The following is a 26,545-nucleotide window of genomic DNA, read 5'->3' as shown; positions in this document are numbered from 1 at the left end:
TTTGGGGCATATTCTTCACCCCCTCTACCATTTTACCACATCAATCTCTTTTTCTCGGGTTTTGTTAGGTGCTCTTAATCCCGTCGTGCTTTGTTTGACCACTCACAGCAAAGCTCATTCTCCCACATGCTGGCGCAGGTAGTTTGTCCGTCCCGTTTCATAAAGGTTATTTCCCAAACTGTCAATGACCACAGTGAGGGGCAAATTTTCTACCTGCAACACCCGAATGGCCTCGGCGCCCAAGTCCTCATAGCACACCAACTGGGCAGATTTGACGCACTTGGCCAGCAGGGCGCCCGCCCCGCCGATGGCCCCAAAGTAGACCGCACCGGTTTCCTTCATGGCCTCGATGACTTCCGGGCTCCGCTTGCCCTTGCCGATCATGCCCAACTCTCCCAGCCGCAGGAGGGTAGGGGCATAGGCGTCCATGCGGTAGCTGGTGGTGGGACCGGCGGCACCGATAGGCTGTCCGGGCCTGGCAGGAGAGGGGCCCACATAATAGATAACAGAGCCCTCAATGGGGAAAGGAAGCGGCTTGCCTTCCGCCACCAGCGCACACAGCCGTTTGTGGGCGGCATCCCGGGCGGTGTAGACCGTGCCGGAAAGATAGACGCTCTCTCCCGCTCGCAGAGAGCGGGCCACCTCCTCTGTAAGGGGGGCGGTAATATATCTGGCCATATCAAAGCACCTCGCTGACGTGCCGGGCCACATGGCAGTTGATATTTACCGCGCAGGGCAGACCGGCGATATGGGTGGGCAGCGTCTCAATGTGGACGGCCAGGGCAGTGGTCTTTCCACCGAAGCCCTGGGGGCCGATGCCTAAAGCATTGATTTTCTCCAGCAGCTCCTCCTCCAAAGCGGCATAGAAAGGCTTGGGGTGGTGAGAGCCCATCTCCCGCAGCAGGGCCCGCTTGGCCAGCAGGGCGCACTTGTCAAAGGTGCCGCCAATGCCCACACCCACCACAATGGGAGGGCAGGGGTTGGGCCCAGCCTGCTCCACTGTGTCCAGGATAAAGGCTTTGACCCCCTCCAGGCCGTCGGAAGGCTTGAGCATGGCGATACGGCTCATGTTCTCGCTGCCGAAGCCCTTGGGCGCCACTGTGATCTTTACCCGGTTCCCGGGCACCAGATCGGTGTACAGCATGGCGGGAGTGTTGTCTCCGGTATTTACCCGGTCCAAGGGATCAGCTACCACCGACTTACGGAGATAGCCCTCGGTATAGCCCAGGCGTACCCCTTCGTCTACCGCGCGGGTCAGATCTCCGTCGATGTGGACCTCCTGACCCACCTCCAGAAAGACGCAGGCCATGCCGGTGTCCTGACAGATGGGGATATCTCCGCCGATGGAGTAGTTTTCGATGATCTTGTCCAGGATGTCCTGGGCCACCGGCCATGGCTCTGCCTGACGGGCGGCGGCAATGGTATCCTTCACGTCCTGAGGCAGGCGGATATTGGCTGTGACACACAGCCGGGCCACCGCTTCCGTAATCGCGTGGGCTGAGAGTTCCCGCATAGTTTATCCTCACTCCTTATTCAGGCACCGCCGGTATTCAGAAAGGCCCTTATGATACGGCGCGTCTATTTCTCTGCTTTTTGCTGGAGCAACCCTTCCTCTACAACGGCTGCAAGCAACGATTGTTTTTATTATAGGGCCCTGCCCAAAGTGTGTCAATTACAGCAACCCCTTTTTATAGCGATCAAGCAAACCGGTTTAAAAAAGCACTTTCACACTGTTACCCCCGTTGGGGGGCAGTATGAAAGTGCTTTTGTGTGCTCCCACAGAAAAACGCCAGAAGCGGCAAAAACCAACTCCCGCCGTCTCCGGATGATTCTCCAGAAAGCACGAAAAGAAATATCATGTTCTCAACTACTGTATGAGTTCCATTCTTTTTTTATAGAATGCCTCCACACCAACAGTAGCTCCCGCCAGCCCTACGTAGGAAGTAGCAAGCCCATACTTTTGGCAATATTGCGAAACTATGTTCCGCATATTGGAGAGAGCCTCCGAAAAGCCGCTTTCCCCCATGTTGGAGAACAGATCGGCAATCTCCAATTCCACCCTGACCGCCTCATTGTTGGCGGGAGTTCTTCCGCCGCCAATATTGTACTGGTTGACCCACTGGTTGGCTTCTTCAACTTGGGCAACGCCTTTCTCATACAGTCTGTCCATCGCATCAGAGAACATAGCCCCCAGCGCACCTTGTCCCTCCCCATATTGGTCGGCCATGGCCTTGGAGATACCCATTTCCGCAAAGGATTGGATGTTGCCCTCATGCAGCGATCCGAAGCTGAACCCCTCAAAGGACTGGGACAATTCGCGTCCCACTTGCTGCATCTCCAGCAGCTTGGAGAGGGAAACCTCCGCGTCTCCAACGGTGAGCGTGGTTTTTACCTGATCGATGTCCGGAGTTTTTCCGTCCTTGATCTGCTGGGCCAGTTCCTCCACAATGGACGTCATCTGGTCCTGCATCGCGGCCACATCCATTTCGGTATAGTTCCCATTCGTGAAAAAGTCCAGCGTGTCCCGCACAAAATTCACATCATTGATTCCGCGGAACATGAACTCCTCGTTTTCTCCCAAGGTGGCGTACCGCTCGGCTGCATCCATGAGAAAATCGGTTGTGTGGTAGAAAAAGCCGTGGGTGGCGCCGCCCGCCGCCGCGCTTTTGTTGGCGTCACTGGGCGTCGTGACGCCGTATTGAATGGTTTCCACAATCAGACCGCAGTCGGCGCGATTGTCGATAATGGTCTTTCCCGAAGTAGCCGAAGCGGATGGAACGTAGGTATCCGTCTTTCCAGCCCCACTCTGATTGGCAATCTCATCAATCGATATTGCGCCATTACGATGCAATGTTTCTGTAAATTCCTTTGCCTTTTGCTCCATCATGGTTGGATCCAACGACAGCCGCACTCCGGTTGTCTGCCCCAGATTCACATTCTGTTCCGGATTTTGGGGGCCGACATACTTTACAAACGAGCCGTTCAATAAATTGGGGTGCAGCGCCCCATTAGACAGCAGTGTGATATTTGCCATACGATTACCCTCCCAATCATTTATACTAAAAAGTTCCAGTATGCTCACAGGGCGAGACAATTCACCATCATCGTTGCTGCTATAAAACAGGCTATAATGCGTCGCTTTATTTGTGATTCATTCCTCTTTTTTTATCGACCATTTTGGGAAAATATTTAGTCAATGGGTTTTACTGGTACAAAAAAATCCACATCAACTGGTTGATGCGTGCTTAGACAGAATGGGCTCTACAATTGTCCATAGTTCATCTATTTATACAAATGACCACCTAAAAAAGACACTTGATTTCAAATTTTTCCCAAAAACAGGATAATGGGTGTGCCACTTTTGTTAGTGTGACACACCCATTATTTAATCTACCTTAGATGTGGAAGCGGATTTGTTTTCTTTTTCGGCCTTTTTAATCTGCTCCAGCGCATCAATGAGTCGATGATACGAATCCGCAAGCGAGTTTCCAACTTTTCTACCATCGCTGTCTTCTTCCTGATCGGCGGCAAAGTCCGAGCAATAATTGGCACAGGAGCGTAACAGTTTTATAAAGTCAACCCGTTCATTTCCCATCGGCCATCTTATAGATTCATCAGGAGCACCGTAGGTCATCCTCACCTCCCCCTCTTTTAAGTCGTGTGGTATCTCGCCACCATACCCGACGCTGAAATCTTGTGAGTTAATGATCCCCATGTTACGCAATTCGCTCAAGAGCTGATTGAACTCGTTCCGTGTCATATTGGTGACATCATATTTTTGTGCCAACGAATGAGCATCATCTTGCGTCAATGATTTCGCTGTACGCTTGACTTCTGAAAACATTTCCGTATTAGCAGAACGAACAAATACATCTCGTTCAGCAGATTTTGTCTTGAGAGCGGATGCTGGCTCAACTTCATTCTGAACCTTAGAGAAGTTAGATATGTTTGAGCTTGCACCAAAAGCAACATTGTTTATCATACAGTAACTCCATAATTCCGCCAGTAAGTCAAACAGACTTTAAGGGAATCAATCGCTTCTTTAAAATCTCCACTCATGCCATCTATTGTCTGAGTTTCAGAATCTGTTCCACTCTATACAGTGACCGTGGTAACGATGCAATACGATTTTTCAGAAGTGACACCCTGAGAAGCGTTCAACTCAGCAGTGCGTCCATACTTAGCAGCACTCCAACTTTTTGCAGCTTTCCAAAAAAGCATCTCTTTTTCTTAAGGCTCCACAGTTATTTCACACTTGGTTGCCATAGATGACTTGCCTCTGACATGGGCATATACTATAGCTACCCCATTAGAGATAGAGAGCTTGTGATTAGCCTCATAGATATATTCCATCAGCGGCATGACTTGGGACATAACTTGATCGCTTTAATTGACTACAGCAACATCCGCAGCCATGGCCTGCGGGGCAGGGAGTACCGCTAAGCAAGCAAATACGTATAGGAACGCAGCCAATATTCTTTTCTTCTTGGATATATAAACACCCTCTTTCTTTACCCCCATAAATAATTACGAAGAAGGAGGTGCAGATAGGGACATCTAGTCAGAAAAAATTTTTATTTTTTCCGCTATTAACTTTAACTCATTGAGATCAGGGGTTCCAAATAAGAGGACAGGATGGGATCATCCCCATCCTGTCCTCTGAATGGCATCGTATATTCGTTCTATCTGATACCACTACCTGCACATATCTACACGAAGGTGCCCAACATAATCAATCTGGGCTGGTGTAAAAATTTCATCTTCTTCCTCTGAACATTTATTCACGTATTGCTCAAAGAAATCAAGTAGCTCCTCCGTGTAATCTATAACATCAACATGATCCGTATTACTCACATCATTTTGTATCAGACTCACATAATTCTTACGTTCTGAGTAACTGCCAGGATCAACATTTAAGGGGGTCGGCATGAGAAGCTTATTTGCCGCTGGTGTGTACGCCCCTGTCCTGTTCTGATGTGCAAGTAAAGCACATAATTCCGCATAAGTTGCATTTGTTGGATCAATATCATTAAGATGGACAACTTCTTCATAGTTTCCAGATATTGATTTTCCAAAAATTTTAACAATAGGATCTTCGGCAGTAGAATCATCTGTATATACTACATTCACACTTTGCCCGTTGTGTCCACCGCCAGAATAGATGCACTTGTCATCCAACATATATACAGTAATAGAGAAAGCGGAATCAGTGCTTGCAGAAGAAGCCTTCGATGTATGCGAAGATGATTGCGCAAAAGGCATGACACGCGCAACACCACCAATCATTTGCTTGTGACCTCCTCAAAGGTGAAATTTACAGAAATAGATTTCTGAGTATAAGGCGAGTTTACAGATGTATATGTGGTTTTGAAGGTATATTCACCAGGCTCAGTAATGGGGCCACAATCATAGAGATACGCAAAAGCAACAGCAGTTCTATCTGCTCCTAACCAGTAAGTATACAGCGATACATCGTCAAGGCCAAGCTGAGTATCATTCCAATACGCCTTCCGGGTATCGCTCCCCACGCCAGTAACTTTGATAATCACTCCCCAATGATCCGTTCCATCAATCCAACCGTAACCGTAAAGCTCCACCGCAGTAACTTGGGGTGCTTTTCCCCGAGAGATTATTTCGGGAGGTTCAATAGGGTCAGAAAGAGCTATTACATCGTTGGAGTCCACTGTGATAGATAAATCCGAATCAGCAGCAAAAGCTGGCACAGAAATACTAAACATCAGGCAAAGCATGAGGAAAATCGAAATTACTTTTTTCATAATCATACATCTCCTTGCTGGGCTGTTTCCATAGCACGGCAGAAAATTTTGTGTAAGCAAAATTCGATAAACTCAAGAATATCGCATTGCAAACCATGTCTCTTTTTGTTTTTGCAAAACTTATTCTACCTGACCCCTCGATCAAGTCATACTTGGCAAAATAGGCTTCGCCTTCTTTTGTTGCAGACGAATGGTTATTTGTGTTCGCTCATTGTGAGCAGCACATCATACATTTTTTCATAGGCCCTTGCCTTACTGGACGGAAGCCATTCCGATTGTTCCGCATCGTAATACTTGAAGCTCTTTTCCCACTGAGCCATAGAGAGGACATCAACCTGATACGCTCCAAAAGAAAATCCAGGCTGCCAACCACTTGATGGCAGATCCTCCCCATTTGCCAGAAACCCTCTGTTCAAGATTCCAAAATCCAGCGGAGTTACCAGAGCTGCCACAGCATCAGAATTATCTGAGTGACCAAGCAATGATAATTCTTTCTCGGTTAAAACGCCTAAATGATAAAGTTCATCCAGAAAATTATCATATTCCTGCTGCGTCATATTGTTTGGATCATACTTCTGCACAAGTGCGTCTATATCGCTGCCGGACAAGGACACTCCACTTGTCTCTTCCTCTGGACTTGGGTCCTGCATGGTTACGTTCTTCATTCCCTCTTGCAAATATGCCCGAAATGCCTCTTGCGCTTCTTCAGACTGCCAAATAGCAGCCGCAGGACTGCTTGATTTGCAGCCTTCCACTCCAATACTGTTGGACTGTGTCATGGGCCTCCGGGTGGAAATATCCAAACATAAATTTCCTGACGAAACTGCACCTATCATCATAACTGCCTCCGAGAAAATGAACAATTGATGGAAAATCCAGTCATTACATCAATAGCACCCAAACTACCATCAGCCTGAGTAAAAGCAAACTGCCCCTTAAACCCATACCACTGATATTCTGTTAGTGCCTTGGTAGGTTCAAAAATACCGGAGATAGTGTAAGTACAGGTGTTATAGTTAGGGGGAATAGTCTCCTTGATTGGATCTGTTCCAGATATGCAGGATGTTGTGGGTGTCAATTCAATGTACTCAGGACGTGTTGCAATCATTTGGATCTTACAGGTCAGCTGCCAACCAATAAAATAGCAGGTATTTCCTGTCAGATTGGTATATTGCTGCATGGTGCTTTGAATTTCATTGATATAAGTTGTTGTTGCTGATGTAGACAAATTGAACAGCTCAGACTGCGCAGTTCCAGACAACTGCTTATAGCGTCCACAGTCATTCAAAATATAGCCCGCGTTTTCTTCAGGCACAAAGATAACAGGATAAACCTGAACGCTCAACGGGGAAACTTCGGGAGAAATTAAATCCGGAATATAATTCATCGGCATTTTTTCCGGCTCTATCTCCTGGATGTTGGTCGCATCAAATGCCTCAAAGCCATCAAGACTTGTTACATAGTTCCCGTCCAAAAGTGAATCTGCCACTTTTGTTACTGACACAGCCTCCTGAGGCTCGGCTGCAAAAGCAGGAATTGCCAACATAAAGCACAAGACAACCATGGTCAACAAGCTGAAAACTCTTTTCATGTTCAAGCCCCTTTCAATTACTAAAATTTTTCTTATGCCTTGATTGTGTCAGAAGTTATAGTCTGAGTTTCAGAATCTGTTCCGTTCCATGCAGTAAAGGTTATATTGAGTCGATAAGACTTGCCTGATATAACACTATAGGTAGTATCTACTTGGGCAAAATCTCTGTACTCAACTGCACTAAAAGTTTTGACAGTATTCCAAAATAGTAAGCCCTTCTCCTGAAGTTCAACTGTAACCTTGCACTTTGTGGTGATGGCCACATAGCCGTTCATACGAGCCATAATCATTGCTTTGCCGTTGGAGATTTTGAATTCGTAATTAATATTAGAAATATACTCCATAAACGGCATAACAGAAGAACTTGCACTGCTTACATCAACATCAGTAGCTTTTGCCTGTGGGATAGGGAGGGCTGTCAGGCAGCCAGCCAAACACAGAACCGCAATAACCATTCTTTTCTTCGTAGACATACAAACACCTCCTTTCTTTACCCCCATAAATAATTACGAAGAAGGAGGTGTAAATAGGGACACCTAGTCAGAAAAAATTTTTATTTTTTCCGCTATTAACTTTAACTCATTGAGATCAGGAGTTCCAAATAGATTGAACACGATATCACCGTTAATCCAGATAATCGTACTTTGCCCATTCTTAGTATTGAAAAATGCCTCAGAACCATTTATTGTTCCAACTTCATAATCCGAATCTTCTGTATCTATAATAGCGCCATATTGACCATCTGCTACTATGCTTTGTGTAAGCTGGAAAAAACCATTACTCCCGTTTTCATAGCGAATAAAATGACTGCCTGTAGAGGTAATACTATTTTCTATCTCTATCATCCCTTCAGGAATATAACCGAAACTGATTTCCGGTAGGGCAGAATCGTCTATATCCGCTTCTGGATGATTAGAATAAAAAGTAAATTGTGTAAACTTATCAAAGACTTGAACAACAAATTCAACTACCTTTGCTCGATAAGCATCCACGGTCATAAGCCCGCCAAATGTAAATACAGCAATCACCAGTACTGCCGCTGCGGTCTGCTTCATATATCGGAGGATTTGATTGGTTCTTGGCGTACGGCGTTGTTCCTTGATGAGCTTCCGCATTTTGCGTTCAAAAGACTTCGAGTACGAAATAACCGGAATTTCATCCTGAGGCGGCAGAGTACTAAGCCAAATATTACGGGCTTCTGCTGCGTGTTCAAATAGCATGTCATCCGTAATTTTCATACAGTCACCTCTCTTGTTCTTCTAAAATGAGTTGTAATCTCTTCTTGGCTCGCTGAATACTCTTATGCACATTCGCTGGGGATATGGACATAATTTGTGCCACTTCTGTCTCAGAAAAACCATTGTCATATCGAAGGAGAAGTAATTCACGATACGTTGCAGGGAGTGTTGCCATCGCTAAAGCAAGGCCCGAGCGACTTTCCATGTTCTCTATAGCCCTATCGGAACCGATGTCAATAGCTTCTTCATCCATTGATACATACTGAATCTTTTGCCGCCGACGCCAAAGGTCAATCGCCGCCCTCTCAACAATAATAACGGTTAAGTTCTTTGTTTTGGGACACTTCGGCTCATCAATTTGATCGATAATTTTGATTATTTTTAAAAAGGCTTCGTGTACCACATCCTCTGAATCCTGTCGGTTATGCAAAATTCTATTGGCTATGTAAAACATGAAATCACGATACTCCAGATAGATCTGTTCAAACTTTGACTTCTCCTCTGGAGTTTCAAGCATTTGCAGGTAGATAAACAAAATGCGAGCCTCCAGTCAATCTTCTTTTCTTTATTTTACCACACCATATCATCATCCGACAATTACGCATATTTAGAGCCACAAAATGCAAAGTATTTTATGATTTGAGCATTTCTATCGCTTTCTGGGGCTATTATCTTTTCATAAAATAAAGCAGGTAATAGGAGTATTGCAGCGATTTGCCACAACACTCTTACCTGCTTTTGGATATCACACAGCGGAATTGCCGTTCTTTTGGAACCGTCTGGAGGTAACCAAGCCGTCCAGCAGACAGAAAAATAAGCGATCGTTTATTACAATAAAAGCGCCACCACCCAACACACCGTGGCGGCCAGAGCGCCGGCGGCGGCATAGGCCGGGGCGGGAATCCGGCGGTATACCTTTCGCCAGCCCGCAGAGCGCCGCAGATAGCCCTCCGCTGCCCGGCGGGCCTCCTGGAGCACCGCCTCGGCGGTGGCTCCCTTGCCGAAGGCGTCCTCCTTCACAATGAAAATAGCCTGTTCAAAAAACCGGGGGTCGGGGGATTTGACCACAATGACCTGCCGGGATACACCCTGAACCACCTGCCCACATCCTTTCCTGTTTACTGCCAGTATTGCCCAAGGAAGCCCCCGGTATACCGTAAGGAAGGGATTGGCGCACATAACCGGCCACAGGGGGTCGTACACTATCCTCAGCGAGATTGGAGGGGTAGGTATGAACAGACGCAGGCTCATCGCGGCGCTGGCTTTGGTGTTCGCGGTCAACATTTCTCTCATTGCCCTGGCCCAGCAGGCCCAGGCGGTGACCTTCCGGCAGGGGTCCAGCGAGGAACAGGTGCGCGTCATCCAGACCAAGCTAAAAAACTGGGGCTATTACGACGGGGCGGTAGACGGGGTGTTCGGCAGCCAGACCACCCAGGCGGTAAAATATTTTCAGCGGAAAAACGGCCTGACGCCGGACGGCATCGTGGGACCCGCCACTCTGAAGGCTTTGGGCATGGGCAGCGGCACCTCCAACAGCCAGGATACCAGCGTGGACCTGCTGGCCCGGGTGATCTCGGCGGAGGCCAGGGGAGAGCCCTACAGCGGCCAGGTGGCGGTAGGTGCGGTGATCCTCAACCGGGTGGAGCACCCCTCCTTTCCCAACACCATCGCCGGGGTGGTATACCAGCCGGGGGCCTTTACCTGCATGGTGGACGGCCAGTTCAACGAGCCGGTGGCGGAATCGGCGGTACGGGCGGCCCGGGACGCTCTGAACGGGGCGGACCCCAGCGGCGGGGCCATCTACTACTTCAACCCCAACACCGCCACCAGCAGCTGGATCTGGAGCCGGCCGATGATCCTCCAGATTGGCAACCACCGGTTCTGCGCCTGAGCGGGCGGCCCTGCCGCCCTTACATATTACAGACTGACCCGATATAGGGGCAGATAACGCAGAACGCCGTCCACCCGCTGAGAGGAAAAGAGGGTGAGCCTGTCCACCCGATATTCCAGAGCAGGGAAGAGGCCGGGGGCGGTCAGGGGCGCCAGCCCGGCGAGGGAGCGCACCTTCCGGGCCAAGGTGATGTGTGGGCGGTAGGGCCGCTCCTCCAATGAAAAGCCGGAGGCCCGCAGGGCCTCTTCCAGCCGCTGCTGGACGGCCAGCAGGCCGGGGGCAGGTTCTACGCCCAGCCACCAGATATCCCCGCCTTTCCGGGAAAAACAGCCGGGAAGGGCGGTCCGGAGAGGGAAGGGGGCGCCGCCGGTCTGTCGGAGGGCGGCCTCCGCCTCTGTTCTCCGGTCTGTCTCCCCCAGAAAAACCAGGGTGAGATGATAGTTGTCCGGCAGGGTAAACCGGCCCTGGACCCCCGCTCGGCCCAGAGCCTCAGCCCCCTGAGCCAGCGCCCGCCGCCAGGCAGGGGGCAGCTCGATCCCCAGAAACAGCCGCATAAAAACCGCCTCCTTTGCCCTCAGTATAGCAAAGGAGGCGGTCTGTCACAAGGCTCAGGACTCCATGTGGCGGCCCAGGAAACCGGCGATGGTCTGCACCAGCTTATACTGGGTCTCGTTATTTTGCAGGCTGCCCTCGGGGCCGGCAAAGAGCACGCAGCCCAGCACATCCCCCTCGGAGAGGATGGGGGCGGCGCAGGACACCAGATAGGTGTCGTTGCCCTCACAGACGGGAATGGGGGTGGAGCCCTCCTTATGCTGATAGATCTGGCGGCCCTCCATGATCTGCTCCAGAGCGGTGGAGATCTGCTTGTCGGTCAGCTCCCGCCGGCCCGCTCCGGCGGCGGCAATGCAGCTGTCCCGGTCGGTAATGACGGCGATCTCGCCGGTGGTCTTGTTCAGCGTCTCGCACATCTGACCGGCGAAGTCGCCCAGCCCGCCCATCAGGGAATATTTTTTGAAGATGACCCCGCCGTCCTTGTCTGTATAAATCTCCAGCGGGTCGCCCTCCCGGATACGCATGGTCCGGCGGATCTCCTTGGGGATCACGATGCGCCCCAGATCGTCAATCCGGCGCACGATACCAGTCGCTTTCATATCGCTTCTCCTCCTGCGGTTGTGGTTACGCCTGTTAGTATCCGCAGGTTTCTTTTGCCTATGCAGGTAAGGAGCATGGTTTCATTTGGAAACAAAAAGTGGGCCTTTTTCATGGCCCGGCAGTGGGGAATTTCAAGCGGCAGAGGGTATATGGGCGGAAATTTTGGCGTAAGGAATACTGAATTGTAGCGTATGGGATTGTATTATGGAAAAATTAAGCTATAATAAAACCAGTACGTATAACGCCTGTATGGATTGCGGCAGCGGGCCGTGCGTGCCTTGGCAGGGCCGCGGCGGATGACAGGCAAGCGAGGAGGGTCCTGTATGACAGATGCGGACAATACGCTGTACGAAGTGGTCAATCGTTTCTTTCACTGTTATCTGACGGAGCGAAACGCAGAGAAAACCCTTTCCCTTCTTTCCGAGACGTTCATCAGCGTGGGAACGGGAGACCACGAGGTTGCCACCGGCAAAGAGGACTTCCGCCAACTGTTGGAGGAGGAGCTCCAGGCTCTCCCCAATCCCATTACGTATGAAATTTCTGATTTCGCGTGCATGGAACCGGTGCCCAACGTATGGCAGTGCTTCTGTTATATCAACGCCGCCCTGCCTCCATCGGAGCACATAACGGGCGATTGTCATATGCGGGTCACGACCTCTATCCACAAGACCCAAGAGGGCTATCTCATCGATGTATTTCACGCCTCTGTGTCCAACTCCAACCAGAGCGAAGGGGAGTATTTCCCCATCCGTTTCATCGCTGAGGAGATGAACCGTCTGAACCGGGAGACCCAGCGCAATCTGATCGAAATCGTGACCCAGGTGGTCCCCGGCGGTGTGATGGGCGGGTATAATGAGCCCGGCTTTCCCCTTTATGTGGTCAACAAGCGGCTGCTGGAAATGACCGGTCATACCTATCAGTCCTTTTTGGCGGAGACCGACGGCCTGATCCTCAATACCATCCACCCGGAGGACCGGGAAAACGTTCTGGAGCAGATGGCCCAAGCCTTCGCCCATGGAAATCAGTATGAAATTGAATATCGGATGCTCACTCACGGGGGCGGATATATCTGGGTCTATGACGTGGGCCGGAAATCCATTTCGGGCGACGGGCGGGAGGTCATCATCAGTGTTTTGATCGACATTACCCAGCGGGTTTCTGACGAGGAAACGCTGCGAAACGAGTCCAAGCGGGATTCTCTCACCGGACTATATAACCGAAAGGGGGCCACAGAGCTGGTCCTTCGGAATGTGGGACACAAGGGCAGATATCTCTATCTGATGGCGGATCTGGACCACTTCAAGCAGGTCAACGATATTTATGGCCATGACTGCGGCGACATGGTGCTGCAATTCTTTGCCGAACAGCTCAGGGAGCAGTTTCGCAAAAACGACGTATTGTGCAGAATCGGCGGCGACGAGTTTATCATCTATCTGCCGGAGTGTGATTCCCAGCAGAGCGTGGTGGAAAAACTGACCGTCATCAGCCAGAACTACTGCAATATGATCCAGAAGCTGTACCCCAAATCCAACTCCACAGTATCCTTTGGCGGCGTCTATGGAGACGTACTGGACAGGCCGGAAGCCCTTTACCGGGCTGCGGATCAGGTACTGTATAAAGTAAAGCATTCCAGAAAGGGACAGATCATGATTGAGCCGATTCAAGGAATGGAAAGAGGTTGAAAACTGTGTGTAATGGGTTAAAGGCCTTGGCCGGCCAGGACGACCCCGCCATGACAGACCAGGAGAATCCGCTGTGGAATATCTACGAAAACGCCAGTGAAAGCGTTTATATTTGTACGGTCGATACCCATGAGCTGCTCTATATGAACCGCCGCCTGCGGGAGCTGATGGGGTTTGACTCCCATCAGGCCTACAAGTGCAAAAAATGCTATGAGGTCATCCAGGGCTTGAAAGAGCCGTGCCCCTTCTGCACCAACGATAAGCTGACCAACGGCGATTTTTACAGCTGGGTCCATTATAATCCCATCCTCAAACAACGCTTTTTGCTGAAGGATGCACTGTTTTCGTTGAACGGAGCCCCCATGCGCATCGAGTTTGCCTCGGAGATCGACCAGGACGTCTCTTCAGAGGATCTGCCCGACCCCTCCATGTTCCACCACTCGGAGGCGGTCAGCAGCTGCATCCGCTATGCCCAGGACGCCTCCACCCCCGACGACGTGGTGCGGAAGATTTTGGACTTTTCCGCCCGGACCTTTGGCTGCAAGAGCGCGGCCAGCTTTTCGGTCACCAAGCATGGCGTGGTGTGCATCGAGTACAAATCCTTCAATCCCGACGATCCGCCGGGCGAAGAGGAGGCCTGCGCCGACGCGGAGATCTTGCCCTATTCCGAGCTGTGGGGCCACATGCTGGAAACCGGCAGCGGGGTGGCCATGTCCATGGACGATGAGGAAGCGCCAAAATATCCGGTCCACGGCGCCATCGCCCAAAAGTACCACATCTCCAATCTGGCCATCGAGCCGCTGAAGGACAACGGAAAGATCATCGGCTTTATTGGGGGGTATAACATCCCCAAAAGCAAATTTGCCGCCTTTGTGTCCTTCCTGGCCACCATATCCTTCATTGTGGCAAACATGTATAAGCAGCGGGATGCACAGCGGAAGCTGGAGGCCATCGGATTTACCGACCTGATGACCGGCTCCAACAACAGAAACGCCTTCCTGCTGCGGGTGGAGCAGCTCCAGGGGGAGGATGCTTCCATGGGGGTGGTGGCCTGCGATATTCCCAATGTGGAGGCCATCAACAACGCCATGGGACGGGTCACAGGAGACGAGCACATCAAGATCTGCTATCAGCAAATCTGCAAGGTGTTCCACCCCAGCACCATCTACCGGATGGATGGAAATGAGTTTTTGGTGCTGAAATGCAACATCAGGGAGAATATCCTCCGCCAGAAGGTGGAACGGCTGCGCCGGCTGACCGTGAAGGCCGGGGTGGAGATGTCCATCGGCATGGCGTGGAACGAGCATGGCAACCTTCATGAGGTGATCCGCTCGGCCGACAACGCCATGCGCAGCGACAAGCAGGCCACCCGGGCGGACCACAAACTGCCGCAGCAGTCGGCCAGAGAGCCCAGAAACCAGCTCATCGCCAAAGAGCACGTCACCGTGGAGGATTTTCTGGAGTATGTCTATGAGGGCAACTACCACATCAGCTCCCTGATGGAGGCCTTCTCCGACGAGGCCTACCCCTATGGCGTGGTTTTGGGGGATCTGAAAAGCAATCTGTTTTACATTTCCAACTCCATGCGGGAGAAATTTGGCATTCAGGAGCAGATTATTCCCCATTTCTTTTCCATCTGGGCCAAGCGCATCGAAATGCCCGGGGAGCGGCGCATGTATGTGCAGTGTATCCAGGAGATGATTTCCGGACAGCAGAGCAGCATGGATGTAAAATGCCGGGTCCGGGACCAGGCCAACCAGCTGATCTGGATTCGCTACCAGGCCAACGTGCAGCGGGATGAGGACGGCACGCCGCTATTTTACACGGGCTTTATCTCCTGGCAGGATCAGGAGTTTTGTACAGACCTGATTACCGGCTTTGCCAAGGACATTTCCGCCCTGAACGCCCTCTCCCGGATTCAGGAGAGCGGCACCCCCCACACAGCCGTTGCATTCAGCCCCAGCAACATCCGGGAGCTGAACGAGACCAGAGGCCGTGCCCGCACCGACCAGATCCTGAGGGATATCGCGTCGGCGCTGTCCAACCAGCTGGGGCGGGACGTTTTGTTCTTCCGGCTGGACGGTGTGCGCTTTCTGGGGCTGGCCGAATACGTGGACGAGCAAAGCGAGCAGGAGGTCCTCCAGGGCATCCGCGAGGTGGTCAACCGGGTGTACTACGCCTATGATATTCCGGTGCCGGAGACCTGTACGCTGTCGCTGCTCCACTATCCCTGCGACATGGACCCCAAAGAGTTTTTGGGGGCGTCCATTACCTCCCTGCGGGTGGCCAAGCAAAAAAAGGCAAAAACGCTGGTAAAGGACAGCATGGACACCGTCCGTCAGTGCCACGACGTATCTGCTATGGCTCTGGCCCTGAGCAGAAGCGTCATGGACGATTTTGCAGGCTTCCGGGTGGTGGTACAGCCCATTGTCTGCGCCCAGTCGGGGCGGATCGAGAAGGGAGAGGTGCTGCTCCGCTGGCACGACGGGGAGAAAACCGTATCGCCCGGAGTGTTCATTCCCATCCTGGAGGAGACCGACCTCATCATTCCGGTGGGAAAGTGGGTCTTTGAGCAGACGGTAAAGCTGCTCCAAACCCTGATGCACAGAGCGCCCGATTTCCGCCTGGCCTTTAACGTGAGCTATCAGCAGATTGCGGACGATGAATTTCTGGACTTCATGGAGCAAACCCTCCAGAAATACCCCATCAACCCCCACCAGCTCACCATGGAGCTGACAGAGAGCCATCTGAACGACCACCCGCAGCATCTGACCGCCTTTATGGAGCGCTGTCACCAGCTGGGGATCGCAGTGGCGCTGGACGATTTCGGAAACGGCTATTCCTCCCTGGGGCTGCTGATGAAATATCCGGCAGATATTATCAAGCTGGATAAATCCATCATTGAGACCATGTCGGTCTCCCAGAACAACCTGAAGTTTATCCGCAGTATCATTTATGCCTGCCATGAGTTTGGCCGGCAGGTGATCTGCGAGGGCGTGGAGACGGAGGAGGAGCGGGACCTGGTCCGTCAGGCCGGCTCCGACATGATCCAGGGCTATTATTACTATAAGCCCCTGGAAGTGGCCGACCTCCAGGCTATCCTGATTACCCGGTAACCATACACGTCAAATCTGCATATCCAGCAAAAAAGGGCCTCCATCCCGGCGCGCTTGCGCCGGGATGGAGGCCCTTGATATGATTTGTGACCAGCGGCAGAGGCTGCCGGATTTTTCGGCAGTCTCAGCGGGGGTTCTTGATGGCAGCCTGGGCGGCGGCCAGCCGGGCGATGGGCACCCGGAAGGGAGAGCAGGACACATAGTCCAGGCCTACCTTATGGCAAAACTCCACCGAGGTGGGGTCGCCGCCGTGCTCGCCGCAGATGCCCATATGCATATCAGGGCGGGTCTGGTGGCCCAGCTTGACGGCCATATCCACCAGCTTGCCCACGCCGTTCTGGTCCAGGTGGGCGAAGGGATCGGACTCGTAGATCTTCTTGTCGTAGTAATAGTTCAGGAACTTGCCCGCGTCGTCCCGGCTGAAGCCGAAGGTCATCTGGGTCAGGTCGTTGGTGCCGAAGGAGAAGAACTGGGCCTCCTTGGCAATCTCGTCGGCGGTGAGGGCAGCACGGGGGATTTCGATCATGGTGCCCACCTCATACTTCATATCCACACCAGAGGCCTGGATCAGCGCGTCTGCGGTCTTGACCACCACGTCCTTGACGTACTTCAGCTCCTTCACCTCGCCCACCAGGGGGATCATGATCTCGGGGACCATGGTCCAGTCTGGGTGCTTTTTCTGGACGTTAAGGGCGGCGTTAATAACCGCGGTGGTCTGCATGGCGGCAATCTCGGGATAGGCCACCGCCAGACGGCAGCCACGGTGTCCCATCATGGGGTTGAACTCGTGGAGGGAGTCGATGACATTGTGGAGCTTCTCCACGGAAATCCCCATCTCCCCGGCGATCTCCGCGATATCCTCCTCCTTGGTGGGCAGGAACTCATGCAGCGGGGGGTCCAGGAAGCGGATGACCACCGGCTGGCCCTGCATGGCCTCATAAATGCCCTCAAAGTCGCCCTGCTGATAGGGCATGATCTTGGCCAGGGCCTTCTCCCGGTCGGCGGTGTTGTCGGAGACGATCATCTCCCGGATGGCCTTGATGCGCTCACCCTCAAAGAACATGTGCTCGGTGCGGCACAGGCCGATACCCTGGGCGCCGAAGGCATAGCCCTGGGCGGCGTCTCTGGGATTGTCGGCGTTGGTGTATACCTTCAGCTGGCGGAACTGGTCGGCCCAGCCCATGAGGCGGCCAAAATTGCCCGAGCCGGGGTCTGCGGGGATGGTGGCGACAGCCTCGCCGTAAATGTTGCCGGTGGAGCCGTCCAGGCTGATCCAATCTCCCTCGTGGTACTCCTTGCCCGAAAGCGTGAACTTCTTGGCCCCATAGTCCACCACGATCTCGCCGCAGCCGGACACACAGCAGGTGCCCATACCACGGGCCACCACGGCGGCGTGAGAGGTCATGCCGCCTCGAACAGTGAGGATGCCCTTGGCCACCTGCATACCCTCGATATCCTCGGGGGAGGTCTCCAGCCGGACCAGAATGACCTTTTCGCCCCGGTCATGCCACTGCTTGGCGTCCTCGGCGGTAAACACCACCCTGCCGCAGGCGGCGCCGGGAGAGGCGGCCAGGCCCTTACCAATGACGGCGGCCTTCTTCAGAGCCTCCGGGTCGAAGGTGGGGTGGAGCAGAGCGTCCAGCTGCTTGGGGTCTACCCGGCAGACGGCCTGCTTTTCGTCGATCATGCCCTCGTCCACCAGATCCACGGCCACCTTGATGGCGGCGGCGGCGGTGCGCTTGCCGCTGCGGGTCTGGAGCATGTACAGCTTACCGTTTTCAATGGTAAACTCCATGTCCTGCATATCCTTATAGTGCCGCTCCAGCTGGTCGGCAATGTCGGCAAACTGCTGGTACACCTCCGGCATATCCTCTTGGAGCTTGGAGATGGGGGAGGGGGTGCGCACACCGGCCACCACATCCTCGCCCTGGGCGTTGATGAGGTACTCGCCAAACAGGGCCTTCTCGCCGGTGGCGGGGTTGCGGGTAAAGGCCACGCCGGTACCCGAATGGTTTCCCGAGTTGCCGAACACCATGGACTGGACGTTGACGGCGGTGCCCCAGTCGTAGGGAATCTCGTTCATGCGGCGGTAGACGTTGGCCCGGGGGTTGTCCCAGGAGCGGAACACCGCCTTGACGGCCTCCATCAGCTGGACCTTGGGGTCCTGGGGGAACTCCTCCCCCTTCTCAGCCTTATAAAACTCCTTGAAGAGGACCACCAGACGCTTCATATCGTCGGTGTCCAGCTCTATGTCATGCTTGACACCCTTTTCCGCCTTGACCTCGTCGATGATCTCCTCAAAGCGCTTCTTGGACAGCTCCATCACCACGTCGGAGAACATCTGGATAAACCGGCGGTAGGAGTCGTAGGCGAAACGGGGGTTGTTGGTGAACTTGGCCAGCCCCTCCACCACCACGTCGTTGAGGCCCAGGTTGAGGATGGTGTCCATCATGCCGGGCATGGAGGCCCGGGCGCCGGAGCGGACGGAAACCAGCAGGGGATTTTCCGGGTCGGCAAATTTCTTGCCGCAGAGTTCCTCCATCTTGCCCAGGTATTCATAGATCTGGGCCTGGATGTCCTCGTTGATCTGCCGGCCGTCGTTATAGTACTGGGTGCAGGCCTCGGTGGTGACGGTAAAGCCCTGAGGTACCGGCATCCCCAGACTGGTCATCTCAGCCAGGTTGGCGCCCTTGCCGCCCAACAGCTTCCCCATGGTGCCGTTGCCTTCGGAGAACAGATAGACGTACTTATGCGCATTGCCCATTTCACATTCCTCCTAAGTCCGGCCCGCCTGCCCGGCGGACCCAATCGCTGGTTTCCATTATATCATTCTGACAAACAAATGCAAGCGTCCTTGGTGATATGTAACAATTTTCAACAAACCATTCAGTATGAAAATTTGTTTCACTGGGGCGGGCACTCCCCAAATTGTTACCGTTTTGTCCTTGACAGAGATAGGTTACAGTTGTACCCTATAGGCAGAAGGGTACAACTGTAACCGGAAAGGAGGCATTGCTGTGGGCACTGTGGAGGAGAAGATCACCGAGGCGGAGCTGGAGGTGATGGAGGTGCTGTGGGAGGCCGGCCAGGCCCTCACCCTGGGGCAGATCAAGGGGGCGCTGGCGGAAAAAAACGGGGACACCGTAAAAACCTTGCTGCGGCGGCTGTGCGCCAAAGGTGCGGCGGCCCAGGAGAAACGGCAGGTGTACTACTACCATCCCCTGGTGAGCCGGGACCAGGTGGGCACCTGCCGCACCCGCAAGCTCATCGACAAGCTGTATGCCGGGTCGGCCCGGCAGATGGTGTCCGCCCTGGTGGAGCACGATCAGTTGACCGGTCAGGATATCGCCCAGCTGCGGGACCTGCTGGACCAGCTGGACGGAAAAGGAGGGGGCTGACATGGCGGATTTTCTGCTGACGCTGGTCAGGCTGAGTCTTCTGGGCTCATTGCTGACCGGTCTGCTGCTGTTGGTACAGCCCCTTATCAAGAGCAAGGCGGCGGCCTATTACCTGTGGCTGCTGGTGCTGGTTCGGCTGTGCCTGCCGGTGGGAGTAACGCTTCCCCTCCCTGCCCTGCCGGATCAGACGGCCTATCAGGTCCACAGCCAAACCGAAATTTCTCTCAGCGGCCAGACCGGCCCGGTCCAAGGTCAGACAGAACCCAACCCTGACGCCTCCACCCCGGAACATTCCGATGGTTCAGAAACCCCGGCCAGGCCGTCCATTGACTGGTGGGGCATCGTCACCTCCCCCGCCCTGTGGTTTGGGCTGTGGGCGGCGGGGGCTGCTTTCCGGCTGGGCCGGTATGGGTGGGGCTACCGGCGCTTTGCCGCTCTGGTGCGGGGCTCCGCCTCCCCCGCTTCCCGGGAAGCTCAGGCGGTTTTACAGAGACTGGACCCGGCTGGCCGGGTGGCCCTGCTGGAGTGCCCCCATGTCTCCACCCCCATACTGCTGGGGGTGGTGCGGCCCACCATCGTACTGCCCCTGGGCATGGAGGATGACCGGCTGGCCGATATCCTCTCCCACGAGCTGATCCACGCCCGGCGGCACGACCTACTCTATAAATGGCTGACCGCTGCCATTACCAGCCTCCACTGGTTCAATCCCCTGATGGTAGTGGTACGGAAACAGGTGGCCCGCTCCTGTGAGCTGGCCTGTGACGAGGCGGTGACCCGGACCATGGACGGCCCCGCTCGCCGCCACTACGGGGAGACCTTGCTGGCCCTGGCCGCCCGGCCCCTCAAGGGCATGGGCGTGCTGTCCACCACTTTGTGCGAGGAAAAGGAACAGCTGAAGGAAAGGCTGGTGTCTGTGATGCGTCCAAAGAAACAAGGCCCCGCCGCACTGGCGGCCACCCTGGCTCTGGCAGCAGTTCTGACGGGCTGCGCCGCCATCAGCGGAGCCGCCCCCTCCCCCACGCCGGAGCCCATCCCCGACCAGAGCGCCCTGCTGAGGGACCCCATTGTCTATGAGGTGGGCGACGGTCTGCAAGTGGGCCTTCCCCGGGACCTGTCCGGCCAGCTGCTGATCGTGGAGCCGGAAGTAGGAGAAGACTTTTTGTTGTCGGTCTATGAGAAGCGCAGCTATGAGGCGGCGGGCGCCGGGGCCGATATGGGGTGGCTCTTCACCCTGGCCCGGTGGGATCAGATCCAATATGAGGCCTATCTGACCTCCGACGGCAGCGGAGTGGACCCCTTTGCCTGCAAGGACGGCTGGTACTATGTATGCCTCTACCCCACCGATGTGCGCTTTTACAGCGACGCCCAAGATGAAAGCGCCTTGGAAGAGCAGGCTAAAACTTGGGAGACGCTGAACAGCCGCCTGCCGAAGGAGGTACGGCCCGACTTCATCGCCCGCAACGGCCTGGAGCCCTACGATGACAGCATGTACTTCCATGACGGCACGATATGGGACAGCGCCCACCGCTATGTCTATTTCCGCACCGGGGACTGGAGCGAGTCCATCACACTGCTGCTCTCCCAGCCCGCCGCCCAGGGAGACGGCGGCATCTGGTGTGTGGAGGGCTGGATGGATAATAATTACGGCACCCTCTATCTGGTGCTCCCCCTGGACACCGGCATGATGGCGGCGGACTATTACGCTGGCCTTCAGGCCCAGGCGGACCAGGGCCGCCGGTCCGATCTGCTGGACCCCCTTCAGGCGGCCATGGGCTGGCTGGAGGGCCGGGGCTATGACGTGGGCGCGGGCCAGTTGGAGCTGGTGGAGGGGGACCCAGCCTGGAAGGTGTACTTCCTGCGGATGTCTCCCCTATTGGAGCAGCCGGGGACCTTGCAGACCCTGACCTATGTAGACGGGGCGGAGACAGCGGTGGAAACCTACGATCTGAGTTCCCCCAGTACCCCATTTGGGGCGCGGGCCTGGATCAAGGCCCAGGCCCCCCACCGTCTCAATGGGAAAGCCGTGACCTATACCACCGACAGCGGCAACAGGCTGATCTTCCTGGAGGAGGACGGGCTGGTGGGGATCTGCCGGGACGGGACCACCGACTGGTACGCCTGTGCCTATGATAACGCCCTCTCCCCCTACGAGGTCATGTACGAGACCTGCCAGGGATGGACGGTCCAGCAGAGTGTCTCCGGCCCTGCGGCCGTTACCGGCAGCGGGCAGCCATAAGCCCCGGCGGCACATAAAAAAGATCCCCTGCCCGGCTTGGGCAGGGGATCTTTTCGTGTCAATATTTGTTGACCATCCCTGAGATCAGGGGGGTGGGTACCAGCCACATAATGAGAAATACCAGCAGATTGGCGGCGGACAGGGAGGCATAGGCCCCCATAAAGGTGAGATAGAAGGCCAGTACCACCCCCACCACAGCCCCCAAGCTGGCCAGTACCGCGGAGGTACGGACGGCCCGGCGGAGCCGGGCGGCTCCCACCACCGCCTCGGAGTAGGGCCCGATGCCCTCCCGGCACAGCACGGCGGTGAGGATGTCGCTGTGGAGCTGGTCCTCGTCGGACAACTCTGTCCGACGCTCGGCGGGCGGATACTCCATCCGGTCCACCGGCAGCTTAAACCGCTGCTGGAGCATGGCGGGGGTCAGGTTGAAGTCCCGGGTCGCCATCACCGGGGTCACCCGGTTGCGGATCAGGCTGGTGAGGGCCGGGTCCACCGTACCGTGGAGGGTGTAATTGAGCGCAAAGATCCCGGCTAATTCTCCGTCAATGGCGCAGAACACCGCGTTTTTTACCCGCAGTCCCGGCGGCAGGGCGATCTCCATCAGCCGCATAAAGTCGGCCGAGCCCACCAGCACCTGCTCGTTGCGGATGACGCCGGTCAGCCCTCCCTCATAGGTGTAGAAATTGGACACCCGGCGGTAGATGGCCCCCTGGGCCCGGAGCAGGTCATGAAAAAGCTTGTCCAGCCCACAGCCCGACTCCCGGATCAGGGTGGCGGTGTCGGCCACTACCTTTTCCGCCGGAAAATCTCCAAAAATTTTGATGCCGTTGAGAGCCACGCAGCCCGGCGGGAAGAGGTCAGGGTCGGTGAGGAGAATCCCGCTGCCGCCGGTGGCGGTGACGCCGTCCCATCCGGCGATGGCGGCCCCCGATTTGCTCAGCCGCTGGCTCAGAGCCAGCCAGGGCTGTCCAAAGCACAGGGCCCCCGACAGAGAGGCTGAGGCGGTGAGGGTGGCGGACAGGCACCACAGCAGCCGCTCCGGCGCGCCCCGGCCCACCGAGGCTACCACGCTGAGCAGCACACTGGCGATGAGCAGCAGCGGGCAGATCCGTCGGAAAATACGCTGGGCCCCGTCGGCGGCCTGCATCTGACGGCCAAAACCCGCAGGCTCCCCCGACCACTTGACATAGGTATCCCAGCCGTTCCACTTGCCCTCGTCCAGGGTGACCAGGTAGGGGCTGGAGGCGGCCACCGCCGTCTTACAGGCCAGCCGCAGCCCCCGCCGCTTTTGGCAGGTGCCCCGCAGTAGCAGGCAGATCCCCAGCACAATGGCGGCGCAATAGGGCATCTGCCCCGCTCGGGGGTCCAGCTGATACATGGTGAGCGCGTCGGCCAGGGTTGCGGCGGAGGCAAAGACCAGCACCGTATCCATGCCAAACTCCAGCCGCAGCGGACCAAGCAGGCCCCGGAGCAGCACGTCTATCCCCAGCAGCATGGCCACCACCTGGATTCCTGCCAGGGCCAGCACCCGCAGCTGCGGGGTAAGGACGTCCGGATAGGGAAATACAGACACCGAAAGATAGAGGGCGGGCAGAAAGAGAATAAAAGTAAAGGCCGCCCGCAGCCGCAGGCTCTTCAAACCCTTGCCGTACCGCCGGGCCAGATCGGCCGGGGGCAGGTCGGGGGCGGGGGGCGGCACCCGGCGGGGCTTGCGCTCCCGGCGCTGTTTGTGGGGCTGCTCCTCATCGGTGCCCGGGATGAACTCCTCCGCCCGGCGCACCTCCCGGTCGTTTTCCACGTCCTCCTCTTCAAACATGTGCTCGGCGTAGTCGTCCGCCTTTTGCAGCAGGCGGTTGATCCGCTGGGTCAGCGGGTTTTCCGCCGGGCCTGCGGCCTCCTCCGGGAAATCCAGCACCTTCTTTTCCGCCGGAGCCTCCCGCTTTCCTCTGGTGGGGCGCTCCTGTTGGGGCGGGTCCTCCTCTTGCTCCGGCGGCGGAGCGGGGGGCGGTACGATCTCCCGCACCGGCTCGGTGTCATCCGCCCCCCGTTCCGGGAAGGTGAGCAGCCGCCCCGGCTTGCCGGTGGGCGGGGCGGTCCGCTGGCTCTTGGGGATCATCGGGAAGGGGATGGTGTCTTCCGTCACCTTCTTCTTTTTCTCTGTCTTCCCGCTTCCGCCGCCTTCGCCGCCGAACTCGGCCAGGATGGATTCCAGAGAAAATTCCTCTCCGCCGGGTACGCCCGTATTCAGTTCATCGTCCTGGTCTTTCGCCATGGAAGACGGCTCCTTTTCGTGATGTTAAGGGGAATATCAAAGTCTCTGGCGCACCGCCTCATAGAGCAAGATGGCGGCGGCGGCGCTGGCGTTGAGGGAGTTGAGCTTTCCCTTCATGGGGATGCGCACCAGAAAGTCGCAGGTCTCCCGCACCAGCCGGCCCATGCCGTCCCCCTCGCTGCCGATGACGATGGCGGCAGGGCCCTTCAGGTCGGCGTCGTACAGCACCCGGTCCCCGTCGGCGGCGGTGCCGAACACCCAAACCCCCTCGTCCTTCAGCTCCTTGAGCAAAGCGGGCAGGTTGGGCACCCGGGCCACCGGGATATGGCTCACCGCCCCGGCGGAGGTCTTGGCCACCACCGCCGTCAGCCCGGCGGAGCGGCGCTTGGGGATGATGACCCCGTGGGCCCCGGCGCACTCGGCGGTACGGATCACCGCCCCCAGGTTGTGGGGGTCGGAGAGCTCGTCGCACACCACGATCAGAGGGGGCTCCCCCTTCTCCCGGGCGGCGTTTAAAATATCGTCCACGCTGGCGTACTCCCGCACCGCCGCCTGGGCGATGACGCCCTGGTGGGAGTGGGTACGGCTCATAAAGTCCAGCTTCTTCCGGTCGCACTCCACCACCACGATACCCTTGTCCCGGGCGGCGGCGGCGATGTGGGCCAGGGCGGAGTCGGTCTCCCCCCGGGCCAGAAAAATCTTGTCGATGGGCGTGCCCGCCCGCAGGGCCTCGGTGACGGCGTTGCGGCCTTCGATGATGCCGTCGGCCTGGGCCTCGGGGGCCGGTCTGCGCTCCTTCATGGTCGATTCCTACCTTTCCTTTTACCCCAAATTCGTTCAAAAAGCCTCGCAGAGTTCGCGCCCGAAGGCGCGAATCAAATTCAATCTCGTTTTCCCCGGCGACATGCGCGGCGGGGAAAACACTGCTCAGCCCACAAGTGTGGCATTTGTCCGCTGTGAGCGGACAAATGCTGCGCGCGGTGGGCTGTGTCTTTCTCCAAAAAGTGGATATACCACTTTTTGGATAGTCTCCTGTTTATCCCTTTTAGTATACCACAAGACAGGCCGCAGAAAAAGAGCAAAATTCCCCGCTGCCGCCCCTCTCTTTCATAGAAAGTTTACAGCTTTCCACATTCCCTTTCTTGTTTTTTCAGGGGGCGTGTGCTATAACTATAATTACTTTCCAAATGGAAGGAATGTATCCAAGGAGGCATCCTCTTGAATTCCGATCACCAAAACAACAACCGCGGAAAGGGCGGCGGAAACAACCGGCGCAACGTCACCGCCATTGTGTCCATCATCCTGTGGGCCTTGGTGTTGACGGTGCTGGTGAACTACGCCACCTCCATGTTCCGCCAGGCCAACTCGGTGGAGATCAGCTACGGCACCTTCCGGGAACTGGTCAAGCAGGACTGCGTGGAAGGGGTTGTGATGACGTCCACCAAGTACACCATCTATCTCAAAGACGGGGTATCGGTGGACGCGGAGGGCAACATCACCAAAACCGCCACCGCCGCAGGGCTCACCGAAGAGAGTGAGTCAGAACAGACTGTGCCGCCCCCCTCCCAGTGGGGTCAGGCCAAAACCACCTATTACTGCGCTCCCATCACCCAGGCCAACGTCCGGGACGACGACCTGCTTGCCCTGCTGGAGGCGCACGACGTACAGGACTACGGCCCGGAATATGTGGAGCAGCTCAACCCCATCGTCTCCGCCCTGGTTTCCTGGGTGCTGCCCATGGTGGTAATGGTTGTCCTCTTCTATTTCCTGTTCCGCAGCATGGCGGGCCGGATGGGAGGCGGCCTGGGCAACCTGGGCAAGTCCAACGCCAAGGTCTATGTGGAGAAAAAGACCGGCGTTACCTTTAAGGACGTGGCCGGTCAGGATGAGGCCAAGGAGTCCCTGGTGGAGATCATCGATTTCCTCCACAATCCCCAGAAGTATACCGAGATCGGCGCCAAGCTGCCCAAGGGCGCCCTGCTGGTGGGTCCTCCCGGTACCGGTAAGACCCTGCTGGCCAAGGCGGTGGCAGGCGAGGCCAACGTGCCCTTCTTCTCCATCTCCGGCTCCGACTTTGTGGAGATGTTCGTGGGCATGGGCGCCGCCCGTGTAAGAGACCTGTTCAAGGAGGCCAACAAGATGGCCCCCTGTATCGTGTTCATCGACGAGATCGACACCATCGGCAAATCCCG

At 55.7% G+C, this 26,545-nt stretch carries 23 protein-coding genes; 6 read left to right on the top strand and 17 right to left on the bottom strand.

Translation table 11 applies throughout. From position 1 onward, the window contains the following. Positions 1–114 precede the first annotated feature (114 nt). From Q0J75_RS09990 to Q0J75_RS09935, 12 genes are all read right to left on the bottom strand, one after another. The gene (locus Q0J75_RS09990) at positions 115–678 is read right to left on the bottom strand and encodes a Fe-S-containing hydro-lyase (RefSeq protein ID WP_297200486.1); all 564 of its coding nucleotides are present in this window, start codon (positions 676–678) and stop codon (positions 115–117) included. A gap of 1 nt (position 679) precedes the next feature. Next, positions 680–1,513 carry a fumarate hydratase gene (locus Q0J75_RS09985; RefSeq protein ID WP_297200483.1) on the bottom strand — a complete coding sequence of 278 codons (834 nt, stop codon included), beginning with the start codon at positions 1,511–1,513 and terminating at the stop codon, positions 680–682. Between the two features lie 354 nt (positions 1,514–1,867). Then, the gene (locus Q0J75_RS09980) at positions 1,868–3,034 is read right to left on the bottom strand and encodes a hypothetical protein (protein WP_297200481.1); all 1,167 of its coding nucleotides are present in this window, start codon (positions 3,032–3,034) and stop codon (positions 1,868–1,870) included. Positions 3,035–3,385: 351 nt separating this feature from the next. Beyond that, on the bottom strand, positions 3,386–3,982 hold the full coding sequence (locus Q0J75_RS09975) for a hypothetical protein (RefSeq protein WP_297200478.1): 597 nt from the start codon (positions 3,980–3,982) through the stop codon (positions 3,386–3,388). A gap of 713 nt (positions 3,983–4,695) precedes the next feature. Then, positions 4,696–5,286 (bottom strand): hypothetical protein, encoded by a 591-nt coding sequence (locus Q0J75_RS09970; protein WP_297200473.1) that lies wholly within the window; start codon positions 5,284–5,286, stop codon positions 4,696–4,698. Beyond that, positions 5,283–5,777, bottom strand: coding sequence for a hypothetical protein (locus Q0J75_RS09965; RefSeq protein WP_297200470.1), 495 nt, complete (start codon positions 5,775–5,777; stop codon positions 5,283–5,285). Before Q0J75_RS09965 ends, Q0J75_RS09970 begins: the two co-directional genes overlap by 4 nt. 194 nt (positions 5,778–5,971) lie before the next feature. Then, positions 5,972–6,580 carry a hypothetical protein gene (locus tag Q0J75_RS09960; protein ID WP_297200467.1) on the bottom strand — a complete coding sequence of 203 codons (609 nt, stop codon included), beginning with the start codon at positions 6,578–6,580 and terminating at the stop codon, positions 5,972–5,974. 32 nt (positions 6,581–6,612) lie between these two features. Further along, complete coding sequence (locus Q0J75_RS09955) at positions 6,613–7,368, bottom strand: hypothetical protein (protein ID WP_297200464.1); 756 nt, start codon at positions 7,366–7,368, stop codon at positions 6,613–6,615. Between the two features lie 32 nt (positions 7,369–7,400). Further along, a complete protein-coding gene (locus Q0J75_RS09950; protein WP_297200461.1) occupies positions 7,401–7,841 on the bottom strand; it encodes a hypothetical protein in 441 nt (146 codons plus the stop codon). A 63-nt stretch (positions 7,842–7,904) separates the two neighbouring features. Continuing rightward, entirely contained in the window at positions 7,905–8,606 is a 702-nt protein-coding gene (locus Q0J75_RS09945; protein ID WP_297200458.1) for a DUF4367 domain-containing protein, read from the bottom strand. Between the two features lie 4 nt (positions 8,607–8,610). After that, on the bottom strand, positions 8,611–9,141 hold the full coding sequence (locus Q0J75_RS09940; RefSeq protein WP_297200455.1) for an RNA polymerase sigma factor: 531 nt from the start codon (positions 9,139–9,141) through the stop codon (positions 8,611–8,613). A 293-nt stretch (positions 9,142–9,434) separates the two neighbouring features. Further along, positions 9,435–9,704, bottom strand: a complete 270-nt coding sequence (locus Q0J75_RS09935; protein ID WP_297200452.1) for a translation initiation factor 2 — start codon at positions 9,702–9,704, stop codon at positions 9,435–9,437. Between the two features lie 133 nt (positions 9,705–9,837). Here Q0J75_RS09935 and sleB point away from each other — a divergent pair, with 133 nt between their 5' ends. Further along, positions 9,838–10,497 carry a spore cortex-lytic enzyme gene (gene sleB / locus Q0J75_RS09930; RefSeq protein ID WP_297200449.1) on the top strand — a complete coding sequence of 220 codons (660 nt, stop codon included), beginning with the start codon at positions 9,838–9,840 and terminating at the stop codon, positions 10,495–10,497. Between the two features lie 26 nt (positions 10,498–10,523). On the opposite strand, the gene thpR is transcribed toward sleB, so the two are convergent. Together thpR and Q0J75_RS09920 are read right to left on the bottom strand one after the other, a co-directional pair. Next, a complete protein-coding gene (gene thpR, locus Q0J75_RS09925) occupies positions 10,524–11,051 on the bottom strand; it encodes an RNA 2',3'-cyclic phosphodiesterase (protein ID WP_297200446.1) in 528 nt (175 codons plus the stop codon). A gap of 54 nt (positions 11,052–11,105) precedes the next feature. Next, positions 11,106–11,648: a stage V sporulation T C-terminal domain-containing protein gene (locus Q0J75_RS09920; RefSeq protein WP_297200443.1), complete on the bottom strand. Its 543-nt coding sequence runs from the start codon at positions 11,646–11,648 to the stop codon at positions 11,106–11,108. 324 nt (positions 11,649–11,972) lie between these two features. On the opposite strand from Q0J75_RS09920, the gene Q0J75_RS09915 reads away from it, so the two are divergent. Next, positions 11,973–13,331 (top strand): diguanylate cyclase, encoded by a 1,359-nt coding sequence (locus Q0J75_RS09915; protein ID WP_297200440.1) that lies wholly within the window; start codon positions 11,973–11,975, stop codon positions 13,329–13,331. A 5-nt stretch (positions 13,332–13,336) separates the two neighbouring features. Further along, positions 13,337–16,447 carry an EAL domain-containing protein gene (locus Q0J75_RS09910; RefSeq protein WP_297200437.1) on the top strand — a complete coding sequence of 1,037 codons (3,111 nt, stop codon included), beginning with the start codon at positions 13,337–13,339 and terminating at the stop codon, positions 16,445–16,447. A 124-nt stretch (positions 16,448–16,571) separates the two neighbouring features. On the opposite strand, the gene ppdK is transcribed toward Q0J75_RS09910, so the two are convergent. Beyond that, complete coding sequence (gene ppdK, locus Q0J75_RS09905; protein WP_297200436.1) at positions 16,572–19,211, bottom strand: pyruvate, phosphate dikinase; 2,640 nt, start codon at positions 19,209–19,211, stop codon at positions 16,572–16,574. A 253-nt stretch (positions 19,212–19,464) separates the two neighbouring features. On the opposite strand from ppdK, the gene Q0J75_RS09900 reads away from it, so the two are divergent. Both Q0J75_RS09900 and Q0J75_RS09895 read left to right on the top strand, forming a co-directional pair. Continuing rightward, positions 19,465–19,845, top strand: a complete 381-nt coding sequence (locus Q0J75_RS09900; RefSeq protein ID WP_297200434.1) for a BlaI/MecI/CopY family transcriptional regulator — start codon at positions 19,465–19,467, stop codon at positions 19,843–19,845. 1 nt (position 19,846) lies between these two features. Then, positions 19,847–22,081: a M56 family metallopeptidase gene (locus Q0J75_RS09895; protein ID WP_297200431.1), complete on the top strand. Its 2,235-nt coding sequence runs from the start codon at positions 19,847–19,849 to the stop codon at positions 22,079–22,081. Positions 22,082–22,139: 58 nt separating this feature from the next. Here the strand turns inward: Q0J75_RS09895 and Q0J75_RS09890 are convergent, their stop codons facing one another. Together Q0J75_RS09890 and rlmB are read right to left on the bottom strand one after the other, a co-directional pair. Then, complete coding sequence (locus Q0J75_RS09890; RefSeq protein WP_297200428.1) at positions 22,140–24,353, bottom strand: hypothetical protein; 2,214 nt, start codon at positions 24,351–24,353, stop codon at positions 22,140–22,142. A 36-nt stretch (positions 24,354–24,389) separates the two neighbouring features. Next, positions 24,390–25,154 carry a 23S rRNA (guanosine(2251)-2'-O)-methyltransferase RlmB gene (gene rlmB / locus Q0J75_RS09885; protein ID WP_297200424.1) on the bottom strand — a complete coding sequence of 255 codons (765 nt, stop codon included), beginning with the start codon at positions 25,152–25,154 and terminating at the stop codon, positions 24,390–24,392. A gap of 417 nt (positions 25,155–25,571) precedes the next feature. Between rlmB and Q0J75_RS09880 the strand changes: the two genes are divergently transcribed. Further along, the coding region (locus tag Q0J75_RS09880) for an AAA family ATPase (RefSeq protein ID WP_297200421.1) at positions 25,572–26,545 on the top strand (974 nt) is incomplete at its 3' end.

It is taken from the genome of uncultured Flavonifractor sp. (assembly GCF_944385615.1).
Taxonomy (GTDB): domain Bacteria; phylum Bacillota; class Clostridia; order Oscillospirales; family Oscillospiraceae; genus Flavonifractor.
This window is presented reverse-complemented; position numbering and strand designations above follow the sequence as displayed.